Below are 20,675 nucleotides of genomic sequence, written 5' to 3'. Positions count from 1 at the left end.
TTATAAATTATTAATTGTCCAAGATACATAGTACTGAGACCCGATAAATCCGGTTCCAAAAGCTGTGAAATATTCATCACCTAGTATATTTGTAGCACCGGCTTTAAAAGTAGATTTTAAACTAGGAATCTTATAGTTGATTTGAGCATCGACCACATTGTGTGCAGGAACTTCTCCGTCACCAAATGTAGCTTGCCATACATAATTATCACTCCATCTCCACGCCAAGTTAAATCCGAAGTTTTCGAATAAATTGGTGTGACCAAAAGAGGCTTTTACTTTGTGTTCTGGCGTGTTAAAGCTAGTTTCGAAATCAGGAAATGCATTTTCATCAAAATCTAGTTTTGAAAAAGTATAATTTCCAGATAAATCAAAATCTCCTAATACTTTAGTCGATAAACCTAAAGAGGCACCATAAGAATTAACATTAGCTTTAGAATTGGTGTACGTTTGGTAAGCATTAAAATCTGCGTTTTGTAAAGCTTTAAGTGCCATCGGGTCTAAGTCTACAACACCATCACCATTGGCGTCAACATTACCATATAATGGCGCAACAACGTTTTCTCCTGAAATGAAATCCTTATAAGTGTTGTAGTACACACTAACATCAGCGATGACCTTGTTAAGTTTTCCTCTATATCCGACTTCGGCAGAGGTAACTTGTTCCGGTTTTACTATTGCTGAATTTCCAATTTTTAAATCATTAGTGTTTCCAGATAAAGCAAAGGCTTCAACAGATGATGCTGAATACGAATTCTCGTATGCTGCTCGTCCGGTTTGGATTAGTGTAGAAGGTTGTCCTGCACCACCATTAGAGACATCCATTTGTCCTTCAGTACTAACATCGTATGTTCTAGAATAGCGATCTAAATTTGTTGGTGCCGATCCAATAAGAACAGCTCTACCTGCGTCTAATCCTATAAATAAATCTTGAGTAGTCGGGTTTCTAAAACCTGTTTGTACCGAGGCTCTAATGTTGTGGTCTCGGTTAACTGTTAAACCTGCAGAAAGACGAGGAGAGAAGAAACCGTCGAAAAATTCTGATTTATCATAGCGTACCGACCCTGTTAGTTTTAACTCCATAGTGTCGTTAAGATCAAGGTTTTTTTGAATTTGAGTGTATATTCCTGCTTCAGAATAGTCAATTGCACCATCCTTATCGGTATAAATAGTTCCGGAAGAGTTTAAACTGTAGCGTCTGTATGATCCACCTACTTGAATTTCAGCAAAATCAATTAAATGACTGAGGTTGTAATTTCCATCCGCGTGATAGTACTTTGATTGATCTTGAAATCGTGATCCTGTAGATAAATCAGGGTCTTGAATGGATTTGTTAAATGCGTTTTTAAACTCAGGAGTTCCTGGTAGGTAGCGGCCGGTGTCTGCAACGGCTCTAGAAGCATCATGTTTTTGTTGTTCAGTTAGATTTAAAGGATTTCCACTAAGGTTAATTCCTGCAAATGTTTGGATGTATTCCTGAAACCATTGTTTGTCACTTTTCCATGCGCGGTTTATATTAATTCCAGTAAATACCATGTCGTAAGAATCTCCTGCTTTATCAGAAACCACATAGCCTCGTAGAGTAAAATTGTCATTTTTAACTTCTAGCTTATGTTGTTGCTGAGAGAAACCATCAATATTATATCGGTTAGTTCCTTGATAGATTGTAGACCCCGTACCGTATTTACCCACATAGGATAATTCTAAGCTGTTATCTGTAATAGGTCTAAAGTAAAGTCCCCAGTCGGTTTTAATACTTTCTGCTTTATAATCGGTTAAGACGTTTTCGTTATAACCTGTTCTAGAAACTTCTACATCAGGTATAATTCCTAAACCAGAAGCAGCGCGAATGTTTGTAGAAACTTCATCTCCATAAACATTAATACCGTCATAGTTATATGCGGCACGCGTTCGGCCTGGAGAAAATTTGTCGGTTTCATTAGTCGCTGCCCAATCTGTACCTTTTAAATATCCGAAATTAACTTTAACAGCAAATTTATCTGTAAACTTATGTGCCATTCTAATCCCTAAGTCGGTGTAATCATTATCTCCAGAAGCTTCTTGTGAAGTGATTCCTTTTTTAATAAAAGCACTTATACCTTGGTGTTCAAAGGGGTTTTTACTTCTCATAAATAAAATACCATTAAAGGCATTGGCACCATATAGTGCTGATGATGCTCCTGGAAGAAGCTCGACGCTAAGAACATCGGTTTCTATCATACCTACTAGGTTACCAATAGGAAAGTTAAGTGCTGGAGATGAGTTGTCCATACCATCCACTAATTGCATAAAACGTGTGTTTGCAAAAGTTGCAAATCCACGAGTGTTTATCGATTTAAAGGTTAAACTGTTGGTGTTTACATCTACGCCTTTTAAGTTTTCTAGTCCATCGTAAAAATCTGCCGAGGCCGTGTTTTTTATTTCTTTTAAACCAAATCTTTCCACGGTTACTGGCGATTCGAAAATACGCTCTGGTGTTCGTGATGCGGAGATTACCACTTCATCTAGTATACTACCTTCGCTTAATATAAAGTCTAAGGTTTGACTGCTTGAGGTTACCGCGATGTTCTCTGTAGAGAAACCTACGCTACTTGCTTGCACTGTAAATGGAGGGTCTTGGTTGACTTTTAATGTGAAATTTCCATCAAAGTCACTTACGGTACCCACCGAAGATCCTAACACTATAACATTGGCCCCTGGTATGGGTTGGCTGTTACTATCGAGAACCGTTCCAGTGAGTGTTGTTTGCGAAAAGCTGACCCCGCAAAAAAGCATAAAAAGGAGTGATAAAATTGTTTTCATGATATAGATTTAGTTAAATTATTAGAACAATATACGTTTTTTAACATTATCTTAAAAAAAAGTTAATATAATTATGCTTGCATACTAATTCCAAATAAAAAAAAACCTCTAATTAATCATTTTTAAAATGATTAATTAGAGGTTTTTATAAGTTGTAAATCTAAGGGGGTTATTCCACCGTCACCGATTTAGCTAAATTCCTTGGTTGATCTACATTGCGATCTAATAGAACTGCAATATGGTAGGAAAGGAGTTGTAGCGGTATTGTTGTTAATAGTGGTGATAGTGATTCTAAGGTTTCAGGAACCTCAATCACATGATCAGCTATAGATTTAACTGCTTCATCACCTTCGGTAACGATACCAATAATTTTTCCTTTACGTGCTTTTATTTCTTCTATATTACTCACTACTTTTTCGTAGTGACCCTTTTTTGTAGCTATAACAAATACAGGCATATGCTCGTCAATTAAAGCAATAGGGCCGTGTTTCATTTCTGCAGCTGGGTAACCTTCGGCATGGATGTAAGAAATTTCTTTAAGTTTTAATGCACCTTCTAATGCAACAGGGAAATTAAACCCTCTTCCTAAATATAAACAGTTTTTAGCATCTTTATAGATGTCTGCTATTTTCTTAATATGATCATCTTGTAGTAAAGCCTTCTCTACTTTAGCAGGAATTAGCTCTAGTTCCTGTAAGTGATAATGGAAATTAGAATGTGAAATACTTCCTTTTTCTTTAGCTAATTTTAAAGCGATTAGTGTTAATACAGTAATCTGAGTCGTAAAGGCTTTTGTTGATGCTACTCCAATTTCTGGACCGGCATGTGTGTAAGCACCAGCATGTGTTTCTCTTGCGATTGATGATCCAACCACATTACATACACCAAATACAAAGGCTCCTTTAGATTTAGCTAATTTAATAGCGGCTAAGGTATCAGCAGTTTCTCCAGATTGAGAAATCGCAATAACGACATCGTTTTCTGTAATAACTGGATTTCTATATCTAAATTCAGAAGCGTATTCCACTTCTACAGGTATTCTAGCTAAGTCTTCAAAAATATATTCGGCTACTAATCCTGCGTGCCACGACGTTCCGCAAGCAATAATTATAATTCTATTAGCATTTAGGAATCTTTCGATATTATCATCAATCCCAGCCATTCTAATTAAACCTTCTTTTGCATTTAGACGTCCACGGTAGGTGTCTTTAATTGCATTTGGTTGCTCATGGATTTCTTTAAGCATAAAATGCTCGTAGCCACCTTTTACAATTTGCTCTAGATTCATTTGCAATTCTTGAACGTAAGGTGCAACAACAGAATCTGTTTTAATTTTTCTTATTTTAATACCCTTTTTAAGGCGTACAATGGCCATTTGCTCATCTTCAAGGTAAATGGCTTTTTTCGTGTATTCTAAAAATGGAGTCGCATCACTAGCAATAAAAAATTCGTTTTCACCAACACCAATAGCCAGTGGGCTTCCTAGTTTGGCAACAACAATCTCATTGGGTTTCTTTTTGTCGAATACAGCAATAGCATAAGCACCAATAACTTGGTTTAATGCGATTTGTACTGCTTTACCAAGCTTTACGTTTTCGTTCTTCTGAACGTCCTCTATTAAATTAATAAGAACTTCAGTATCCGTATCCGATTTAAAGGTATAGCCTCTTGCAATTAATTCCTTTTTTAGAGACGCATAGTTTTCAATAATACCATTGTGAATAATTACTAACTCTCCAGAGTTTGAGTAATGTGGGTGTGAGTTAACATCGTTAGGTACACCGTGAGTAGCCCATCTTGTATGACCTATGGCAACGGTTCCGGATGTATTCATCTCTGCCTTAACTTTGTTTTCTAAGTCTGAAACTTTGCCTTTGGTTTTACAAAGCTCAATGTTCTCTCCGTTATATACTGCAATTCCTGCACTATCATAACCTCTATATTCTAATCGTTTTAACCCTTCAAGTACGATTGGGAAGGCCTCGCGATGGCCAATATATCCAACTATTCCACACATAATAGCTTAATTTAGTTTTTTGGTTTAGTATAATAAATTTCAAATTCTGCACGTTGCCCTTCAGGTAAAGTTGATTTACTTCCATGTAATATAGTTCCCTTGGGAGATAAAACAGAAGTCGATGGTATTTTCGTTAATACAGTTTCATCCTCTTCATCAGTAATACTCCCTTGGATTTTTGAAGTTTGTGCTATGTTTATATTAGAAGCAATATATAGACCTAATTTAGCATTAGTGGAATCCTTTAAAAAAATGTTATTAATGTGCTCAGTTAGTCTAAACTTGTACTTTACTCCATTGCCATTACTGTCTCTATCTAGAACTTCAGAAAAACTTGTTTTTGAGTCTATAGGAGATGTTGTGCTTATACCTCCGTCTAAATAAAAATCAATAATAGGTTCGTTATTTTTTAAATTGAAGAGTGTTACACGGTCTGGTTCGTCACCTAGCACTTCATTTTGATTGACGTAAAATATAAGATTAGCCTCATTGATTATCCATTTATTTTTTTTGCTTTTAAAATACTCAAGAGAAGGAATTAGGTTGCCTTCTTCATCTTCAGTATAACCGTTAAATAAATCGATTACTGCCATTGTACCGTCACCACCTTTAAGGTATAAATTGTCATCACCGGCATTAGGGTCTCCGTTTAGGTCGACAGTGTTATTTGTTGTCTTTAATAAATTAACGCGATTACCATTTAAATTAAATATGAGACGTGTTACATCATCACTTTCATCCTGTATCTCTTGTTCGATCTCTTCATCATTAGTGTAATCTAATGTTAAGGTTGCTTTACTAAAATCTAAAAGAGCTAAACTACCATTTGTCGCGATTCCATCCGGGTCTATCTTGATGATTAAACCTCTAAAATAGTTGGTAAAGTTATTAGCGTTGGTTAACTCTGATCCGCCTTCTAAAGCAATTATGGCATCGTTCCAAAATGACCCATTTGCTCCAAATGGATCATGGAGTTCCGCTCTAAATGATGGGGCATAACGGGCAAGAATTTGAGAAGTGTCATTCGGGTTCATGACCTTAGTCTCTGAATTTGATATTTTAAAAGCATTGTCCTCAAATAACAATTCTCCTTGTTGACTGTAAAATAGATCTTCTTGATTAGAAAAATAAGATTGAGGATCTTCAAAATTGGTTGAAGGATCTAAGTCTCTTAATAAATAATTATTTTTATAAACAGCAACTTTAAATGCTACTGAAGTGTCACCTACTACAGAATCCAGTTCATAAGTTGTGTTTCCGTCTTCATCGGTTTCTAAAGCATTTGAATAATAAGGAATGTTTAATACAACCGACTTTATAACAGGATTTGTTCCAAACGTAGGATTGAATTGATTAGGAATTATTTGTGTCACTATTGAGGCAGTCGTTCTTCCAAATTCGTTTAAATTTGGGTCAGCGTAAACACCTAAAAAGCCACTTGATAAATTATTTGTTTGAATACCAACTAAATCATTAGGACTCGAGGAAAAAGGAGTTGCTGATTTTGTGTATGTTACCAAGGGGAATGACTGGCTTAAACCATCGAAATTCTTAATACCTTCTAAACCACTTTCTATATTAGTAAAGTCCTTGTCACAGGATGTTGTAAATACTGAAATTAAGCTTAGAAAAGCTAAAGATTTATAGCTAAATTTTATTTTTTTCATAATGTAAATGAGGTCGAATTAATCTAAAACACTAGTGTTGTAGAATTCAGTGTAAGCTTCCGCAAACTCGTCTTTTTCTTTAAAGTCTAATACCGGTTTATTTGAGTCCTTTAGGTAATCACTTAATTCATCAGGTATAGTTTCCGACCCTATAATTAAGGCATCAGAATTGTCTATAGCGACTTTCATTATATTATTATAAGTGGGTTTCTCTAATACTTTTATAGCCTCGTCTGCGATATTATCAAACTTTATTTTGTTAATCATGTCTTTATTTAACGTGTCTTCGAAGCTTTGATTGTATACAGAGGTTACAATTTTACTTTCGTTAAATAAAGGTTCGTCTTTATAAAATTGCTTTAAGTACAAAGGTAATAATGAAGCTAACCATCCGTGGATGTGTATAATATCTGGAGACCAGTTTAATTTTTTAACGGTTTCAATAACGCCTTTCGCAAAAAATATAGCACGTTCATCATTATCGCTAAACAGTTTGCCGTCCTCGTCTGTTAAAGTTGCTTTTCTCTTAAAATACTCGTCATTGTCAATAAAATAGACTTGAATACGCTCTTTTGGTATAGAGGCTACTTTTATAATTAGTGGCATATCAAGATCGTTAATAACTAAGTTAATTCCAGATAAACGAATAACTTCATGTAACTGGTGTCTTCTTTCATTTATGTTACCATAGCGAGGCATAAATATTCGTATCTGTCCCCCTTGCTGGTTAACCATTCTTGGTGTTTCAAACGACATTGAAGAAATTTCTGTTTCAGGTAAGTAAGGTACCACTTCAGACGACACATATAATATTCTCTTATCTTTCATAAATTGTATGGTTTTTTTTGAAATTCAAAATAAAAAACACGCAAAAGTACAAAATTTTATGCAGATTGCCACTAATATATTAAGTTTGCACCCGTTAATTTTATATTAAATATGACTGTTTACAATAATAAAGTCGAAATACAAAACCATATTAACAAACTTAAGTATGAAGGGTTTACGTTTGGTTTTGTACCGACTATGGGGGCGCTACACGAAGGGCATTTGTCGTTGGTTAATGAAGCGTTATCGCACAATGATTTTGCCGTGGTAAGTATTTTTGTCAATCCGACACAATTTGATAATGCGTCAGATCTTGAAAAATACCCTAGAACATTGGATCGCGATGTTGATCTTTTGAAAACTTTATCTGAAAACATTATCGTTTATGCTCCTTCTGTAGAAGATGTTTACGAAGGACAAACAAAAGCAGAGCAGTTTGATTTTGATGGTCTAGAACACGAAATGGAAGGAAAATTTCGCGATGGTCATTTTGACGGTGTTGGTACCATTGTTAAACGGTTGTTTGAAATTGTTACTCCCGATAACGCGTATTTCGGAGAAAAGGATTTCCAGCAATTAGCAATCATTAAAAAATTAGTCGAGAAACACCAAATACCTGTCAATATCGTAGGTTGTGAAATTCATCGGGAAGCTTCTGGTTTAGCTATGAGTTCTCGAAACGTGCGACTAAAGCCCGATTATAAAAAAGAGGCTCCATTTATTTATAAAACACTAATGGCTGCCAAAGAGCAGTTTGGCATAAAAAATGCTGATGACATAGTGAAATGGGTTGAAGATGAGTTTGCTAGGCATGAGTTATTAGACTTAGAATATTTTATAATAGCCGATGTAAAGACCTTAAAACCTATTGAAACAAAAGAAAATAATACTAACTATCGTGCTTTTGTTGCGGCATACGCAGACGACATAAGATTAATAGATAATCTAGCACTTAATTAATTATCTTTGCAACATGCAAATACAAGTAGTAAAATCTAAAATTCACAGAGTAAAAGTTACAGGTGCTGATCTTAATTATATTGGCAGTATTACTATTGATGAAGATTTAATGGAAGCCGCAAATATTATTCAAGGCGAAAAAGTTCAAATTGTAAATAATAATAACGGAGCGCGTTTAGAAACGTACGCTATTCCTGGACCTAGAAACTCTGGAGAAATCACTTTAAATGGTGCCGCAGCGCGACTAGTGTCGCCAGGCGATGTGCTTATTTTAATAACTTATGCGTTTATGGATATTGAAGAAGCTAAAGTGTTTAAACCGTCGTTAGTCTTTCCTAATGAGGAGACTAACCTATTAAATTAGATACGTGAATAAAAGCCTATTAAAAATACTTAAAATACTACTCCCAATTCTTTTGGGAGTTTTTTTAATAGGCTATTCGTTGTCAAAATTATCTTTTCAAGACCTGTTGGGTTACTTTAAAACTGCCAACTACACTTATATTGTTTTAGGTCTGTTTTTAGGCTTGTTAAGTCACTTGTCTCGTGCCTATCGCTGGCTGTTTATGCTGGAGCCTATGGGGTATAAAGTGAAATTAGGAAATAGTATAATGGCCGTTTTTGCTACATATCTCGTAAATTATACCATACCAAGAGCAGGAGAAGTTGCTAGAGCAAGTATTTTAACCAATTACGAAAATGTGCCTTTTGATAAGGGCTTTGGGTCTATTGTTGCCGAGCGCGTTGCTGATTTAATTGTTCTACTATTGATTATTACTGTAACTCTATTTTTACAATTCGATTTTATCTATGCCTTTTTTATTGAAAAATTTGATTCTTCAAAATTAATAGTCGGCGGTGTTTTACTGTTGCTTTTAATGGGGGTGTTTCTTTTCTTTATTAGACGAAGTAAAGCAGGTATTGGGTTAAAAATCAAGCAATTCGTTAATGGTATAATAGAAGGAGCTCTTAGTATTTTTAAAATGAAGAAAAAAGGGGCGTTCATTTTTCATACCTTCTTTATTTGGGGGATGTATTTGTTAATGTTTTATGTTACAAGTTTATCTGTTGCAGGGCTTAATGCGGTGCCTGTAGGAGCTATTTTAGTGGGTTTTATATTAGCGACTTTTAGTATTGCTGCTACAAATGGCGGTATTGGGTCGTATCCAGAAGCTATAGTAATTGCCTTTTTATTATTCGGACTTTCAGAAGATCCAAGTCGCGCATTTGGTTGGATTATGTGGACCTCACAAACCTTAATGATTATAGTTTTAGGAGGAGCATCGTTATTGTATTTGCCGATCTACAATCGAAAGAAATAATTTGTACCTTGCGTACTTAAATTCAAAAAATATACGATTAATGCGAAAACTCATTTTCCTTTTTATAGTTGTATTTTCTTTTCAACAAATAACAGCTCAAATAAGTTATAAAAATTTTGAATCCCAAATTTTAGGGGAGTCGAGACAGTTAAAAATTCAGTTGCCTAGAGGTTACGATAAAAGCGATAAAAGCTATCCTATTGTATTTACTTTCGATGGTGATTATTTATTTGAATTGGTTGCAGGAACTGTTGACTACTATGCCTATTGGGATGATATTCCAGAGTGCATCGTTGTTGGGGTGAGCCAATTTAGTAAGCGAGATGACGACACTGCTTTTTCAGAGTTAAATTCCTTACCTATAGATAAAGGGGAAGCTTTTTTTAATTTTGTTGGTCAGGAGTTGATGCCTTACATAAATAAAACGTACAGAACCGAAAAGTTTAAAGTGGCTATTGGTCATGATAAAACTGCAAACTTTATAAATTATTTTTTATTTAAAGAAGACCCTTTATTTCAGGCTTATATTGCTTTAAGTCCAGATTTAGCTCCCGATATGGAGAGTTTTTTAAGCGATCGATTAAATGGTATCGAGTCTAAAATCTTTTATTACTTAGCAACGTCTTCTAACGATGTAAAAAGTTTAAAAGAAAAAACTGAAGCCTTACAAGTAAAGTTAGCGGCAATAGATAATAAAAATGTATTAAAGGCCTACGATAATTTCGACGGTCCTTCACATTACTCATTACCGGCTTATGCGCTTCCAAAAGCTTTAGAAAGTATCTTTTTAGTCTTTCAGCCTATTTCAAAAGAAGAGTATCAAAATACCCTGTTGAAGTTGGATAGCTCCCCTGTCGATTATTTGATAGAAAAGTATGAAACTATCGAGGAGTTGTTTGGTATTAAAAAGCAAATTTCAATTAATGATTTTAGAGCTATTGCGGCTACAATTAATAAAACAGAGCAGTTTGATTACTTCGAGGACTTAGGGAAATTAGCTAGGAAACAATATCCGGAAACACTTCTAGGTCATTATTATTTAGGTCGCTATTATGAAACTACAGGGCATCCTAAAAAGGCGATGAAAACCTATCAATCGGGCTATGTGCTTCAAGAGGTCGGTGGTATTACTAAAGATCAAATGCTAGAGCTTTCTCAGCAATTAAAAGTAGATTTCGGATTATAACCTATAAAATTTTCGTTTTAAGGAATTATATTTATGGCAAAGGTAAAAACAACATTTTTTTGTCAGAGTTGCGGTTCGCAATACTCTAAATGGCAAGGACAATGTTCTGCGTGTAAAGAGTGGAATACTATCGTGGAAGAAGTGATTCAGACGCCCGAAAAAAGCAGTTGGAAAAGTCCTTCACGTACAAATAAACGCGCATCAAAACCTTTAAAAATTAAAGATATCGATGCCTCTCAGGAGGCCCGATTAGACAGCCGTGATGGTGAGTTTAACCGTGTGATGGGTGGTGGGATTGTACCGGGTTCATTAACCTTGCTAGGAGGAGAACCGGGAATTGGAAAGAGTACACTGCTGCTGCAGATATCGTTACAATTACCCTATAAAACGTTGTATGTTTCTGGTGAAGAGAGTCAGAAGCAAATTAAAATGCGTGCCGATAGGATTAATCCTGATAATGAAAGTTGTTACATTTTAACCGAAACAAAAACGCAAAATATCTTTAAGCAAATTGAGGCATTAGAGCCCGATATTGTGATTATAGATTCTATCCAGACCCTCCATAGTGATTATATCGAGTCGTCGAGTGGAAGTATTTCTCAAATTAAAGAATGTACTACCGAACTAATAAAATTCGCAAAAGAAACCGCGACACCAGTGATTTTAATAGGTCATATTACTAAAGATGGTAATATAGCAGGTCCTAAAATTTTGGAACATATGGTCGATACGGTACTTCATTTTGAAGGCGATCGCAATCACGTGTTTCGCATATTGAGAGCGCAGAAAAATCGATTTGGTTCTACTAACGAATTGGGGATTTATGAAATGCAAGGCTCTGGATTGCGTGAAGTTACTAATCCGAGTGAAATTTTAATCTCTAAAAAAGATGAAGAGCTTTCTGGTAACGCGGTCGCTGCAACGCTTGAAGGTATGCGTCCTTTAATGATTGAAGTTCAGGCATTGGTAAGTACAGCAGTTTATGGTACACCTCAGCGTAGTGCAACAGGGTTTAATGCAAAGCGTCTTAATATGTTATTGGCTGTCCTAGAAAAGCGTGCAGGGTTTCGCCTAGGGGCTAAAGATGTGTTTCTAAATATTACTGGGGGAATAACCGTCGATGATCCCGCGATTGATTTGGCAGTGGTAGCTTCTATTTTATCGTCTAATGAAGACGATGCGCTGCCTAGTGATTACTGCTTTGCAGGAGAGGTAGGGCTGTCTGGAGAAATTAGACCTGTGCAACGCGTGGAACAGCGGATTCTAGAAGCTGAAAAATTAGGGTTTTCAACCATTTTTGTGTCTAAATATAATAAGATAGCCCTGAAAAATACCGCGATAAAAATACAATTGATTTCTAAAGTAGAAGACTTAGTCGATTACCTGAGCTAGAATAACTATGCTTTAAGAGTTTTAGTATGGGTTTGTAGATTAGTAAAAATCGATTAGTTGTTTTTTATATCTTCAATTTCATCTCTAGAAATACGGATAGGGAAATCTTTTTCGGCGCCATAGATTTTAACTTCTTGAATATCGGCAGGCATGTAAAAATCACCGGCTATTAGTGCTTCTTTTACGCTTCTAATTACCGAACCTTTAGTAGTTAGCGCCATTTTTCTAAAGTCCTTGGTGTCAACCCAAAAATAGACTTTTAAGTTTACGGTGCTTGTGTCTAAAGCATCTTCTACAACAAAATTTTGATGATCGGCATCGGTAATAACATTCGGCTCCTTTTTTAAGGTTTCTAGAATGATTTGCTTGGCTTCAGTAATGTTATTTTCATAAGCTATTCCAACTACAAAATCCCAACGAAAAAAACCGTCTTCAGTGTAGTTAGTTACAGGTTTTGTTAAGACGTCGCTGTTTGGAATGTAAACGTCTTTACCATCAAAAGTTTTTAATTTAGTATATCGAAATTCTAGGGCTTTTACCTTTCCGAAGTTCTCCCCAATCTCCACTGTGTCATTAATATCATAAGGTCGGCTAAAAGCTAAGATGATTCCTGCAATAAAATTCTGTCCAATATCTTTAAAGGCGAACCCTAAAACAACGGCGCTAGCACCTGCGGCTGTAAATATCCCCGAAGCAATCGCACCTAGGCCCGCTGCTTTTAAAGCTAAAATAATGGCAATTGTTATTAAGGTGTATTTTAAAGCTTTACTTAAAAACTGGCTCATTAAAGGGTCTTGGGTTCTAAAAGCGATACGCTTTCTTGCAAATTGACCAAGCCAGGTAGCTATTAAAGTACCAATAATGACTATTAGTATCCCCATTCCAATTCCCGGGAGTTGGTTGGTAAATTCCGTATAAAAATTAGCGAAAGATTGTGTGATGGTTTCTGAGAAATTTTGAGATGCCAGATTGAGTATAAGCATTGCGTAGATTTTAGACTATTGTTTTCGTCATTTAAGATACTAAATTAGGACCCATTTTTTGGTTTAGCAGTGATTTTTTTGTGAGTGTGTTAGGGTGGCTAGGGTAAAAGAAAGAGAATGTGATGGGTTTATGGCGTATTAAAACTTAAGATTATCATAATAACTATTTCAAAAACATAAAAAGATGTTATTTTTAGAATCATTCAAAAACCAACAAATGAAAGTAAACTCTATTTTATTAGTTCTTGTAGCTTTAAGTATCGTCGCGTGTGGGCCCAAAATAAATAATGATGCCTATGTCAAGGATATTGATAGATATGTGTCTAAACTTGCTGCAGATACGCGTTTGAAAACTAACCTAAGCCAGGGGGTATTAACCGACGATTCAGGATTTAATGACGTAGGAACTTTTAGTTATCAAGAAAGAATGAGTCCGGATGGACGGGAGTTATTTCATATAAAAAATGTTGAAAAAACAGACCGGACCATTACAGAAAACTATTACTATAAAGATAATAGATTGGTTTTTATAACTGTAAATACAAATTCGGAAGCTGCGAAAAAGTTATATGTTAAAAAGGGTTCGACCTTGTCTCGAGTTAATCTGAGCAAGTCTTATGAGAAAATCCTACTCAATAAAGCCAAACTTTTTAAAAAACAATTTAAATCAGCGCGTTAGGTCTCTATTTATAATTTTTATAATAGACTGTTTTTAAGCGGGAACACACATCTTTTTTTCGTAAAATTCCTTAATTTCGCAACTCGAATCAGAAATTAGAAAAAATGAGCACAGGATTCCCTGAATATAAAGGACTTAACTTACCAAATGTAGCAGAAGAAATTCTAAGTTACTGGAAGGAGAATGATATTTTTGAAAAGAGTGTTACTTCACGTGAAGGTAGCCAACCTTACGTGTTTTTTGAAGGACCTCCCTCTGCAAATGGATTACCAGGTGTGCACCACGTTCTAGCACGTGCTATTAAAGATATTTTTCCGCGTTATAAAACCATGAAAGGGTTTCAAGTGAAGCGTAAGGCCGGATGGGATACTCACGGTTTACCTATAGAACTTGGTGTGGAAAAAGAACTCGGTATTACTAAAGAGGACATTGGGAAAACAATTTCTGTTGAAGATTATAACGCAACGTGCCGTAAAGCCGTAATGCGTTATACCGATGTGTGGAATGACCTGACCCAGAAAATGGGATATTGGGTTGATATGGATAATCCGTACGTCACTTACGAGCCTAAATACATGGAAAGTGTATGGTGGTTGCTTAAAGAAATTTATAATAAAAACTTAATATACAAGGGCTATACGATTCAGCCTTATTCGCCAAAAGCGGGTACAGGTTTAAGTTCTCACGAGCTGAATCAGCCGGGAACTTATCAAGATGTTACCGATACTACTGTGGTTGCTCAATTTAAAGCCGTAGAAAATACATTACCAGATTTTTTACAGAATGAAGGCGATATTTTCTTTTTAGCGTGGACGACCACACCGTGGACCTTACCGAGTAATACAGCCTTGACTGTAGGGCCTAAAATAGAGTATGTTTTAGTAGAAACTTATAACCAATACACATTTAAACCTATGAATGTGATTTTGGCAAAACCCTTAGTGAATAAACAGTTTGACGGTAAATTTAAGCGGGTAGAAACCAAAGCTGAATTGTTAGACTATAACAATGGAGATAAGAAAATACCTTACTTCGTGGTTAAAGAGTTTATAGGTAAAGATCTTGTAGGTATTAAATACGAGCAGTTACTGCCGTATGCGTTGCCAAACGATAATCCTGAGAATGCTTTTAGAGTGATTTCTGGTGATTTCGTAACTACCGAAGACGGAACAGGAATTGTACATACCGCACCAACATTTGGTGCCGATGATGCTTTGGTAGCAAAACAAGCTTCTCCAGAAATTCCACCAATGCTAGTTAAAGATGAAAACGATAATCTGGTGCCTTTAGTAGATTTACAAGGTAAATTTAGACCGGAAATGGGGGAGTATGCCGGTAAATACGTTAAGAATGAGTACTATGCCGATGGTGAAGCACCCGAGCGTTCTGTAGACGTGGAGCTTGCTATTCAATTAAAAGAAGAGAATAAAGCATTTAAAGTTGAAAAATATAAACACAGTTACCCTAACTGTTGGAGAACCGATAAGCCTATATTATACTACCCGTTAGATTCTTGGTTTATTAAAGTTACCGATGTTAAAGATCGTATGCACGAGCTTAATAAAACCATTAACTGGAAACCGAAGTCTACAGGTGAAGGACGTTTTGGAAACTGGTTGGCAAACGCTAACGATTGGAATTTATCGCGTTCTAGATATTGGGGAATTCCTTTGCCTATCTGGAGAACCGAAGATGGTAAAGAAGAAATTTGTATTGGTTCGGTAGAAGAGCTAAAATCTGAAATGGCTAAAGCAGTTGCTGCGGGCGTTTTAGAAAAAGATATTTTTGAAGATTTTCAGGTGGGTGATAACTCAGAAGAAAACTATGCGAAACTAGATTTACATAAAAATATTGTCGACGAGATAACCTTAGTTTCTGCATCGGGACAACCAATGCGTCGTGAGAGTGATTTAATAGATGTATGGTTCGATTCTGGTTCTATGCCTTATGCACAATGGCATTACCCATTCGAAAACAAAGAGAATATAGATGATAATAAAGCCTTTCCTGCCGATTTCATTGCGGAAGGGGTAGACCAAACACGTGGTTGGTTTTATACGCTACATGCCATTGGAACTATGGTTTTCGACTCTGTGGCTTATAAAAATGTGGTGTCTAACGGATTAGTGTTAGACAAAAACGGTCAAAAAATGTCGAAACGTCTAGGGAATGCTACAGATCCTTTTGAGACTTTAGAGACTTACGGTGCCGATGCGACACGTTGGTATATGATTGGAAATGCTAATCCGTGGGATAACTTAAAGTTTGATGTGGATGGTATAGAAGAAGTGAAACGCAAGTTTTTTGGAACCTTATACAATACCTATTCGTTCTTTCAATTATATACAAATATCGATAAGTTTACGTATGCTGAAGACGATGTGCCTCTAGAAGAACGCCCTGAAATAGACCGTTGGATTCTTTCAGAGTTACATACGCTTATTGAAAAAGTAGATGCTTTCTACGCCGAATACGAGCCTACAAAGGCTGCACGAGCAATATCTAATTTTACTCAAGATTACTTAAGTAACTGGTATGTGCGTTTAAGTAGAAGGCGTTTTTGGAAAGGTGATTATCAAACAGATAAAATATCGGCCTACCAAACCCTATATACGTGTATGTTAACCATTGCGAAGCTAGGTGCGCCAATAGCTCCTTTCTTTATGGATAAACTTTACCTAGACTTAACAAAAACGACACAATCAGAAGCGTTTGAAAGTGTACATTTGTCAAGGTTCCCAGAAAGTGATTCTGCGTTTATTGATAAAGCTTTAGAACGTAAAATGGAAGCTGCGCAAACCATTTCATCTTTAGTGTTGTCATTAAGAGCTAAAGAGAAGATAAAAGTACGCCAGCCATTACAAAAAATTATGATTCCTATCGATAGCGAACAGCAACGTGAGGAGATTTTGGCGGTAGCAGATTTAATAAAACACGAGGTTAATGTTAAGGAAGTAGAGCTGTTAGACGATGCTTCAGACATATTAGTGAAGCAAGTAAAGCCAAATTTTAAAGCTTTAGGGCCACGTTTTGGGAAGGATATGAAGTTGATTGCCAGCGAGATACTTAAAATGACTGCTGAGGATATTAAAAATATTGAGCAAAAAGGGCAACATGATGTAAATTGTAACGGAAAAATTATTACTTTAGAAGTCAGTGATGTAGAGATTACCTCACAAGATATAGCAGGTTGGTTAGTTGCAAATGAAGGCGCTTACACCGTTGCTTTAGATGTTACCATATCTAGCGAATTACGAAAAGAAGGTGTCGCAAGAGAACTCGTAAATCGTATTCAAAACTTAAGAAAAGATTCTGGTTTTGAAGTTACAGATAGAATTAATGTGAAACTTCTAAAGGACGAGCAAGTTAATGAGGCGGTAAAAGCGAATGAAGCTTACATAAAAGCAGAAACTTTAACCAATGAGCTTGTAATTATGGACGAATTAAATAACGGTATAGATGTTGAATTCGATACAGTACATACCAAGTTGTTTATTCAAAAAATTTAGAAATTATGACAATAGAAAACACATCGAGATATTCAGATAAAGATTTATTAGAATTTAAAACATTAATTCTAGATAAAATTGAAAAAGCACAACACGATTTAGAGCTTATTAAGAGTGCTTATATTAACGATCAGAATAACGGAACGGACGACACCTCGCCAACGTTTAAAGCCTTCGATGAAGGGAGTGCAGTTAATAGTAAAGAATCTAACTCTCAATTAGCTATTAGACAAGAGAAGTTTATTCGCGATCTTAAAAATGCATTAATAAGAATTGAGAATAAAACCTACGGTATTTGCCGAGTTACAGGTAAGCTTATTAATAAAAAACGTTTGGAGCTCGTACCTCATGCAACGCTTAGTATAGAAGCTAAAAACTTGCAGAAGTAATACAGCACCGTTGTTTTAAATTTACACCATTACAAAACGCTTCAACTCTAAATTGAAGCGTTTTGTGTTTTGAATCCTTATATTACATTCCTATTTTAACATCTAAATGAAGGCTTTTTTAATTGTATTATGTCTGTGTTTTAGTTCGTATCTTGTAGCTCAAAAGCAAGTAGATGAGACTTTTGATGCCTCGGAAGTGAATAGTGTTGTAGTTGATGGGAATTCTATGTTTAAAATAGACATACAAACTCAAGATTCTAAAATGGTTCAATTGCTAACTAAAATTGAAGGGGAGTATACTCCGGAAATTGCGGTTTTCCAACAAATTACCGACAGCACGCTATATATTTCTAGCGTATTCAAGCCTTCTTTTGCAAATCATAATGATAAACTAAGCGCGCATAAAGTAGTGTCTATAGAGGTGGTATTGAAAATTCCAAAACATTTAAAAGTGTATGTGAAAAGTGATATTGGGTCGGTAAAAGCAAAAGGGGATTATACATTTTTTACTGTAGAATTAGCTCAAGGAAATTGTCTGCTAACAGACTTTTTTGGGAGTGCTCTAATTAATACAATTAATGGTGATGTCGAAGTGCATACCAACTATGCCCGAGTTAAAGCGCATTCAAAATATGGGACTTTAACTAAAGTTCCACTAGTTTATGGTGCCAATACCATCGAACTCAATAGTATTCACGGTGATATTAAGCTAATAAAAATCGAAAAATAACCTTATTTTTGTTGTAAATCCCTCGTATGACTTTTAAAAAAGCCACTTTTCTTATCCTTTTAATTTTGCTTATCGATCAGATTAGTAAGGTGTATATTAAAACCCATTTTCAACTGGGGGAAAGTCTGACTGTTTTCGATAAATTTAGAATTTATTTTATCGAAAATGACGGTATGGCTTGGGGAACAAAATTAAGTGATATATTTCCATTTATTAGTGATCGTTTAGCCAAGTTAAGCTTAACTTTATTTAGAATATTAGCCATTTTTGGTATTGGCTATTGGTTGTTTTCAACACTTCAAAAAGCAGGCTCTCGTGTGCTTATTATTGCGTTGTCTTTTATTTTCTCTGGGGCGTTAGGGAATATTATAGACTCTGTGTTTTACGGTGTGATTTTCGATCATAGTTACGCTCAAATAGCAAGCTTTTTGCCTAAAGAAGGCGGTTATGATAGCTTGTTTCACGGTAAGGTTGTAGATATGTTGTATTTCCCCTTATGGAAAGGGTATTTGCCCGAATGGATTCCCTTTTATGGTGGTGAATTTTTTACTTTTTTCGAACCGGTTTTTAATATTGCCGATGTGGCGATAAGTATCGGGTTTATCCTCCTTATCTTCTTTAATAAAAAAGCGTTCCCTGTGCAAGAGGCCGGTGTAGAGCAGTCTGTTTAAAACCTGTAAATTTTGTTTGGTGTGATACAGTAGTCTAAAGGAATATCTTTAGAGTATACGTCTTTTATCTCGGGTTCAGGGTCAAAAAATGAAAGTCCAATTTTTAATGTTTCAGCTTTGCAATCTGCTAGAAAATTATCGTAAAAGCCTTTTCCGTATCCAATGCGATTCCCTTTTACGTCGAAGGCTAGTAAGGGTATAAAAACAACATCTATAGCAGTAGTCGCTATGGGAATGCCTCCTATAGGTTCGGGAATGTTATAAGCGTTTAGTTTTATTCGAGTACTATCGGTTAATAGTACATTCTCTAAAGTGGTTGTTTTAAAATTACTTCTTGAAATGACGATGTTTTTATCCTTGCCAGATAAAATATTTAAAATGTAATCGGTGTTTATCTCCCGTTGTGTTTCAATAGAAAGAAATAGGTGGTAGAAATCTTTTTCCCAAATAGGAAGCGAAAGCAATTGATTGGCTATCTCTAAGCTAAAGGCTTCTATCTGGTCTTCAGTTAACTGATTTCGTAATGTTTTATACTTTTTTCGTAATGCTGCTTTAGTCATAATCTCATTGCTTTTCGTGTTCTAATGAAATATGAAATAACGCATCTCCTTGATAAATTAATGGGGCGTCGTTAATATTGATGATATACCCGGTGTTTGGCGCTTTTACAAAGTGATTAAACTTACCATAAGGATCGGTAATGTGTCCTAAAACTTCCCCTTTTTTAACTAATTTTTCAATGCGTGTAATAGATTTGAACATTCCAGAATATTTTGCACGAATCCATTTACTATCTGTAACGTATATCGGATCTTTTTTAGGTTTTGAGACTTTAAAATTGCTGCGTAACATACCAAAATGGTGTAAAATACGCTTGGCTCCATTAACACCGGTATTGGTTACATTGGCATCAATATGTAGCGATTTGCCACCTTCATACAATAAAATAGGTTTTCCCATTTGGTTGCATGTGTTTCTAAATGAGCGTCCTAGGTTTTTTGAATACACGATAAAAGGCGCTCCAAATAATTCGGCCATCGCATCGTATTCGGGATTGCCTTCTTCAATACGTATTTGTGGAGCATTAAAACGCAAGGCACCACCAGTATGAAAGTCTAAAACAAAATCGACGTGCGGAATTATTTCCGTAATCAATTCATTTGCCAGCCTGCTCGCTAAGGAGCCTGATTTTACACCGGGAAACACGCGGTTTAAATCTCGGCCATCCGGAAACGAGCGACTCATATTAATAAATCCGAAAATATTTATTACCGGAATACAAATAATGGTTCCTTTTTTAGGCTTATTAATGCCTTTGGCAATGAGCTGACGTACAATCTCTACACCGTTCACCTCATCGCCATGAATGCCTGCAGTAAAAAGTACGGTAGGCCCTGGTTTTTTAGAGCGTGAAATAATTACCGGAACATCGACAGGGGTTTGCGTGTGGAGTTTGGCGATATTTAGCGCCGCCTCTTTGTTTTCCCCAGGTTTTATAGTTTCCCCAAGAATCTTTAAAATAGTAGCGCTATCTTTCATA

17 protein-coding genes are annotated in these 20,675 nt (G+C 35.8%); 10 read left to right on the top strand and 7 right to left on the bottom strand.

What is annotated here, in order from left to right; genetic code table 11:
* The 4 genes from BLV64_RS06575 to BLV64_RS06560 all read right to left on the bottom strand — a co-directional run bounded on the left by BLV64_RS06575 (position 1) and on the right by BLV64_RS06560 (position 7,314).
* Positions 1 to 2,802, bottom strand: a complete 2,802-nt coding sequence (locus tag BLV64_RS06575; RefSeq protein ID WP_092133406.1) for a TonB-dependent receptor — start codon at positions 2,800 to 2,802, stop codon at positions 1 to 3.
* Positions 2,803 to 2,971: 169 nt separating this feature from the next.
* A complete protein-coding gene (glmS, locus tag BLV64_RS06570) occupies positions 2,972 to 4,819 on the bottom strand; it encodes a glutamine--fructose-6-phosphate transaminase (isomerizing) (protein WP_092133405.1) in 1,848 nt (615 codons plus the stop codon).
* 11 nt (positions 4,820 to 4,830) lie between these two features.
* A complete protein-coding gene (locus tag BLV64_RS06565) occupies positions 4,831 to 6,486 on the bottom strand; it encodes a BamH family beta-barrel-assembly machinery protein (RefSeq protein WP_092133404.1) in 1,656 nt (551 codons plus the stop codon).
* 18 nt (positions 6,487 to 6,504) lie between these two features.
* Positions 6,505 to 7,314 (bottom strand): glycogen/starch synthase, encoded by an 810-nt coding sequence (locus BLV64_RS06560; RefSeq protein WP_092133403.1) that lies wholly within the window; start codon positions 7,312 to 7,314, stop codon positions 6,505 to 6,507.
* Positions 7,315 to 7,425: 111 nt separating this feature from the next.
* On the opposite strand from BLV64_RS06560, the gene panC reads away from it, so the two are divergent.
* From panC to radA, 5 genes are read left to right on the top strand one after another with little or no spacing between them, the layout of a single operon-like run.
* Positions 7,426 to 8,274 (top strand): pantoate--beta-alanine ligase, encoded by an 849-nt coding sequence (gene panC, locus BLV64_RS06555; RefSeq protein WP_092133402.1) that lies wholly within the window; start codon positions 7,426 to 7,428, stop codon positions 8,272 to 8,274.
* A 13-nt stretch (positions 8,275 to 8,287) separates the two neighbouring features.
* Positions 8,288 to 8,638, top strand: a complete 351-nt coding sequence (panD, locus tag BLV64_RS06550; RefSeq protein ID WP_092133401.1) for an aspartate 1-decarboxylase — start codon at positions 8,288 to 8,290, stop codon at positions 8,636 to 8,638.
* Positions 8,639 to 8,642: 4 nt separating this feature from the next.
* The gene (locus BLV64_RS06545) at positions 8,643 to 9,596 is read left to right on the top strand and encodes a lysylphosphatidylglycerol synthase transmembrane domain-containing protein (protein ID WP_092133400.1); all 954 of its coding nucleotides are present in this window, start codon (positions 8,643 to 8,645) and stop codon (positions 9,594 to 9,596) included.
* Between the two features lie 40 nt (positions 9,597 to 9,636).
* The gene (locus BLV64_RS06540; RefSeq protein WP_092133399.1) at positions 9,637 to 10,782 is read left to right on the top strand and encodes an alpha/beta hydrolase; all 1,146 of its coding nucleotides are present in this window, start codon (positions 9,637 to 9,639) and stop codon (positions 10,780 to 10,782) included.
* A gap of 33 nt (positions 10,783 to 10,815) precedes the next feature.
* Positions 10,816 to 12,174 carry a DNA repair protein RadA gene (gene radA / locus BLV64_RS06535; protein ID WP_092133398.1) on the top strand — a complete coding sequence of 453 codons (1,359 nt, stop codon included), beginning with the start codon at positions 10,816 to 10,818 and terminating at the stop codon, positions 12,172 to 12,174.
* 53 nt (positions 12,175 to 12,227) lie between these two features.
* Here the strand turns inward: radA and BLV64_RS06530 are convergent, their stop codons facing one another.
* Positions 12,228 to 13,157, bottom strand: coding sequence for a mechanosensitive ion channel family protein (locus tag BLV64_RS06530; protein WP_092133397.1), 930 nt, complete (start codon positions 13,155 to 13,157; stop codon positions 12,228 to 12,230).
* A 184-nt stretch (positions 13,158 to 13,341) separates the two neighbouring features.
* Between BLV64_RS06530 and BLV64_RS06525 the strand changes: the two genes are divergently transcribed.
* From BLV64_RS06525 to BLV64_RS06505, 5 genes are all read left to right on the top strand, one after another.
* Complete coding sequence (locus BLV64_RS06525; RefSeq protein WP_092133396.1) at positions 13,342 to 13,836, top strand: hypothetical protein; 495 nt, start codon at positions 13,342 to 13,344, stop codon at positions 13,834 to 13,836.
* A gap of 104 nt (positions 13,837 to 13,940) precedes the next feature.
* The gene (gene ileS / locus BLV64_RS06520; protein ID WP_092133395.1) at positions 13,941 to 17,345 is read left to right on the top strand and encodes an isoleucine--tRNA ligase; all 3,405 of its coding nucleotides are present in this window, start codon (positions 13,941 to 13,943) and stop codon (positions 17,343 to 17,345) included.
* A 5-nt stretch (positions 17,346 to 17,350) separates the two neighbouring features.
* A complete protein-coding gene (locus tag BLV64_RS06515) occupies positions 17,351 to 17,734 on the top strand; it encodes a TraR/DksA family transcriptional regulator (RefSeq protein WP_092133394.1) in 384 nt (127 codons plus the stop codon).
* A 106-nt stretch (positions 17,735 to 17,840) separates the two neighbouring features.
* Complete coding sequence (locus tag BLV64_RS06510) at positions 17,841 to 18,464, top strand: DUF4097 family beta strand repeat-containing protein (RefSeq protein ID WP_092133393.1); 624 nt, start codon at positions 17,841 to 17,843, stop codon at positions 18,462 to 18,464.
* Positions 18,465 to 18,490: 26 nt separating this feature from the next.
* Positions 18,491 to 19,135: a lipoprotein signal peptidase gene (locus BLV64_RS06505; RefSeq protein ID WP_092133392.1), complete on the top strand. Its 645-nt coding sequence runs from the start codon at positions 18,491 to 18,493 to the stop codon at positions 19,133 to 19,135.
* Here BLV64_RS06505 and BLV64_RS06500 read toward each other — a convergent pair.
* A complete protein-coding gene (locus BLV64_RS06500) occupies positions 19,132 to 19,695 on the bottom strand; it encodes a 5-formyltetrahydrofolate cyclo-ligase (protein WP_092133391.1) in 564 nt (187 codons plus the stop codon). The genes BLV64_RS06505 and BLV64_RS06500 overlap by 4 nt on opposite strands.
* A gap of 4 nt (positions 19,696 to 19,699) precedes the next feature.
* Positions 19,700 to 20,674: a succinylglutamate desuccinylase/aspartoacylase family protein gene (locus tag BLV64_RS06495; RefSeq protein ID WP_092133390.1), complete on the bottom strand. Its 975-nt coding sequence runs from the start codon at positions 20,672 to 20,674 to the stop codon at positions 19,700 to 19,702.
* Position 20,675: the final 1 nt, after the last annotated feature.

It is taken from the genome of Bizionia paragorgiae (assembly GCF_900107625.1).
Taxonomy (GTDB): Bacteria; Bacteroidota; Bacteroidia; order Flavobacteriales; family Flavobacteriaceae; genus Bizionia; species Bizionia paragorgiae.
The sequence above is the reverse complement of the archived record's forward strand: the minus strand, read 5'-3'. Positions and strand labels throughout refer to the sequence as shown.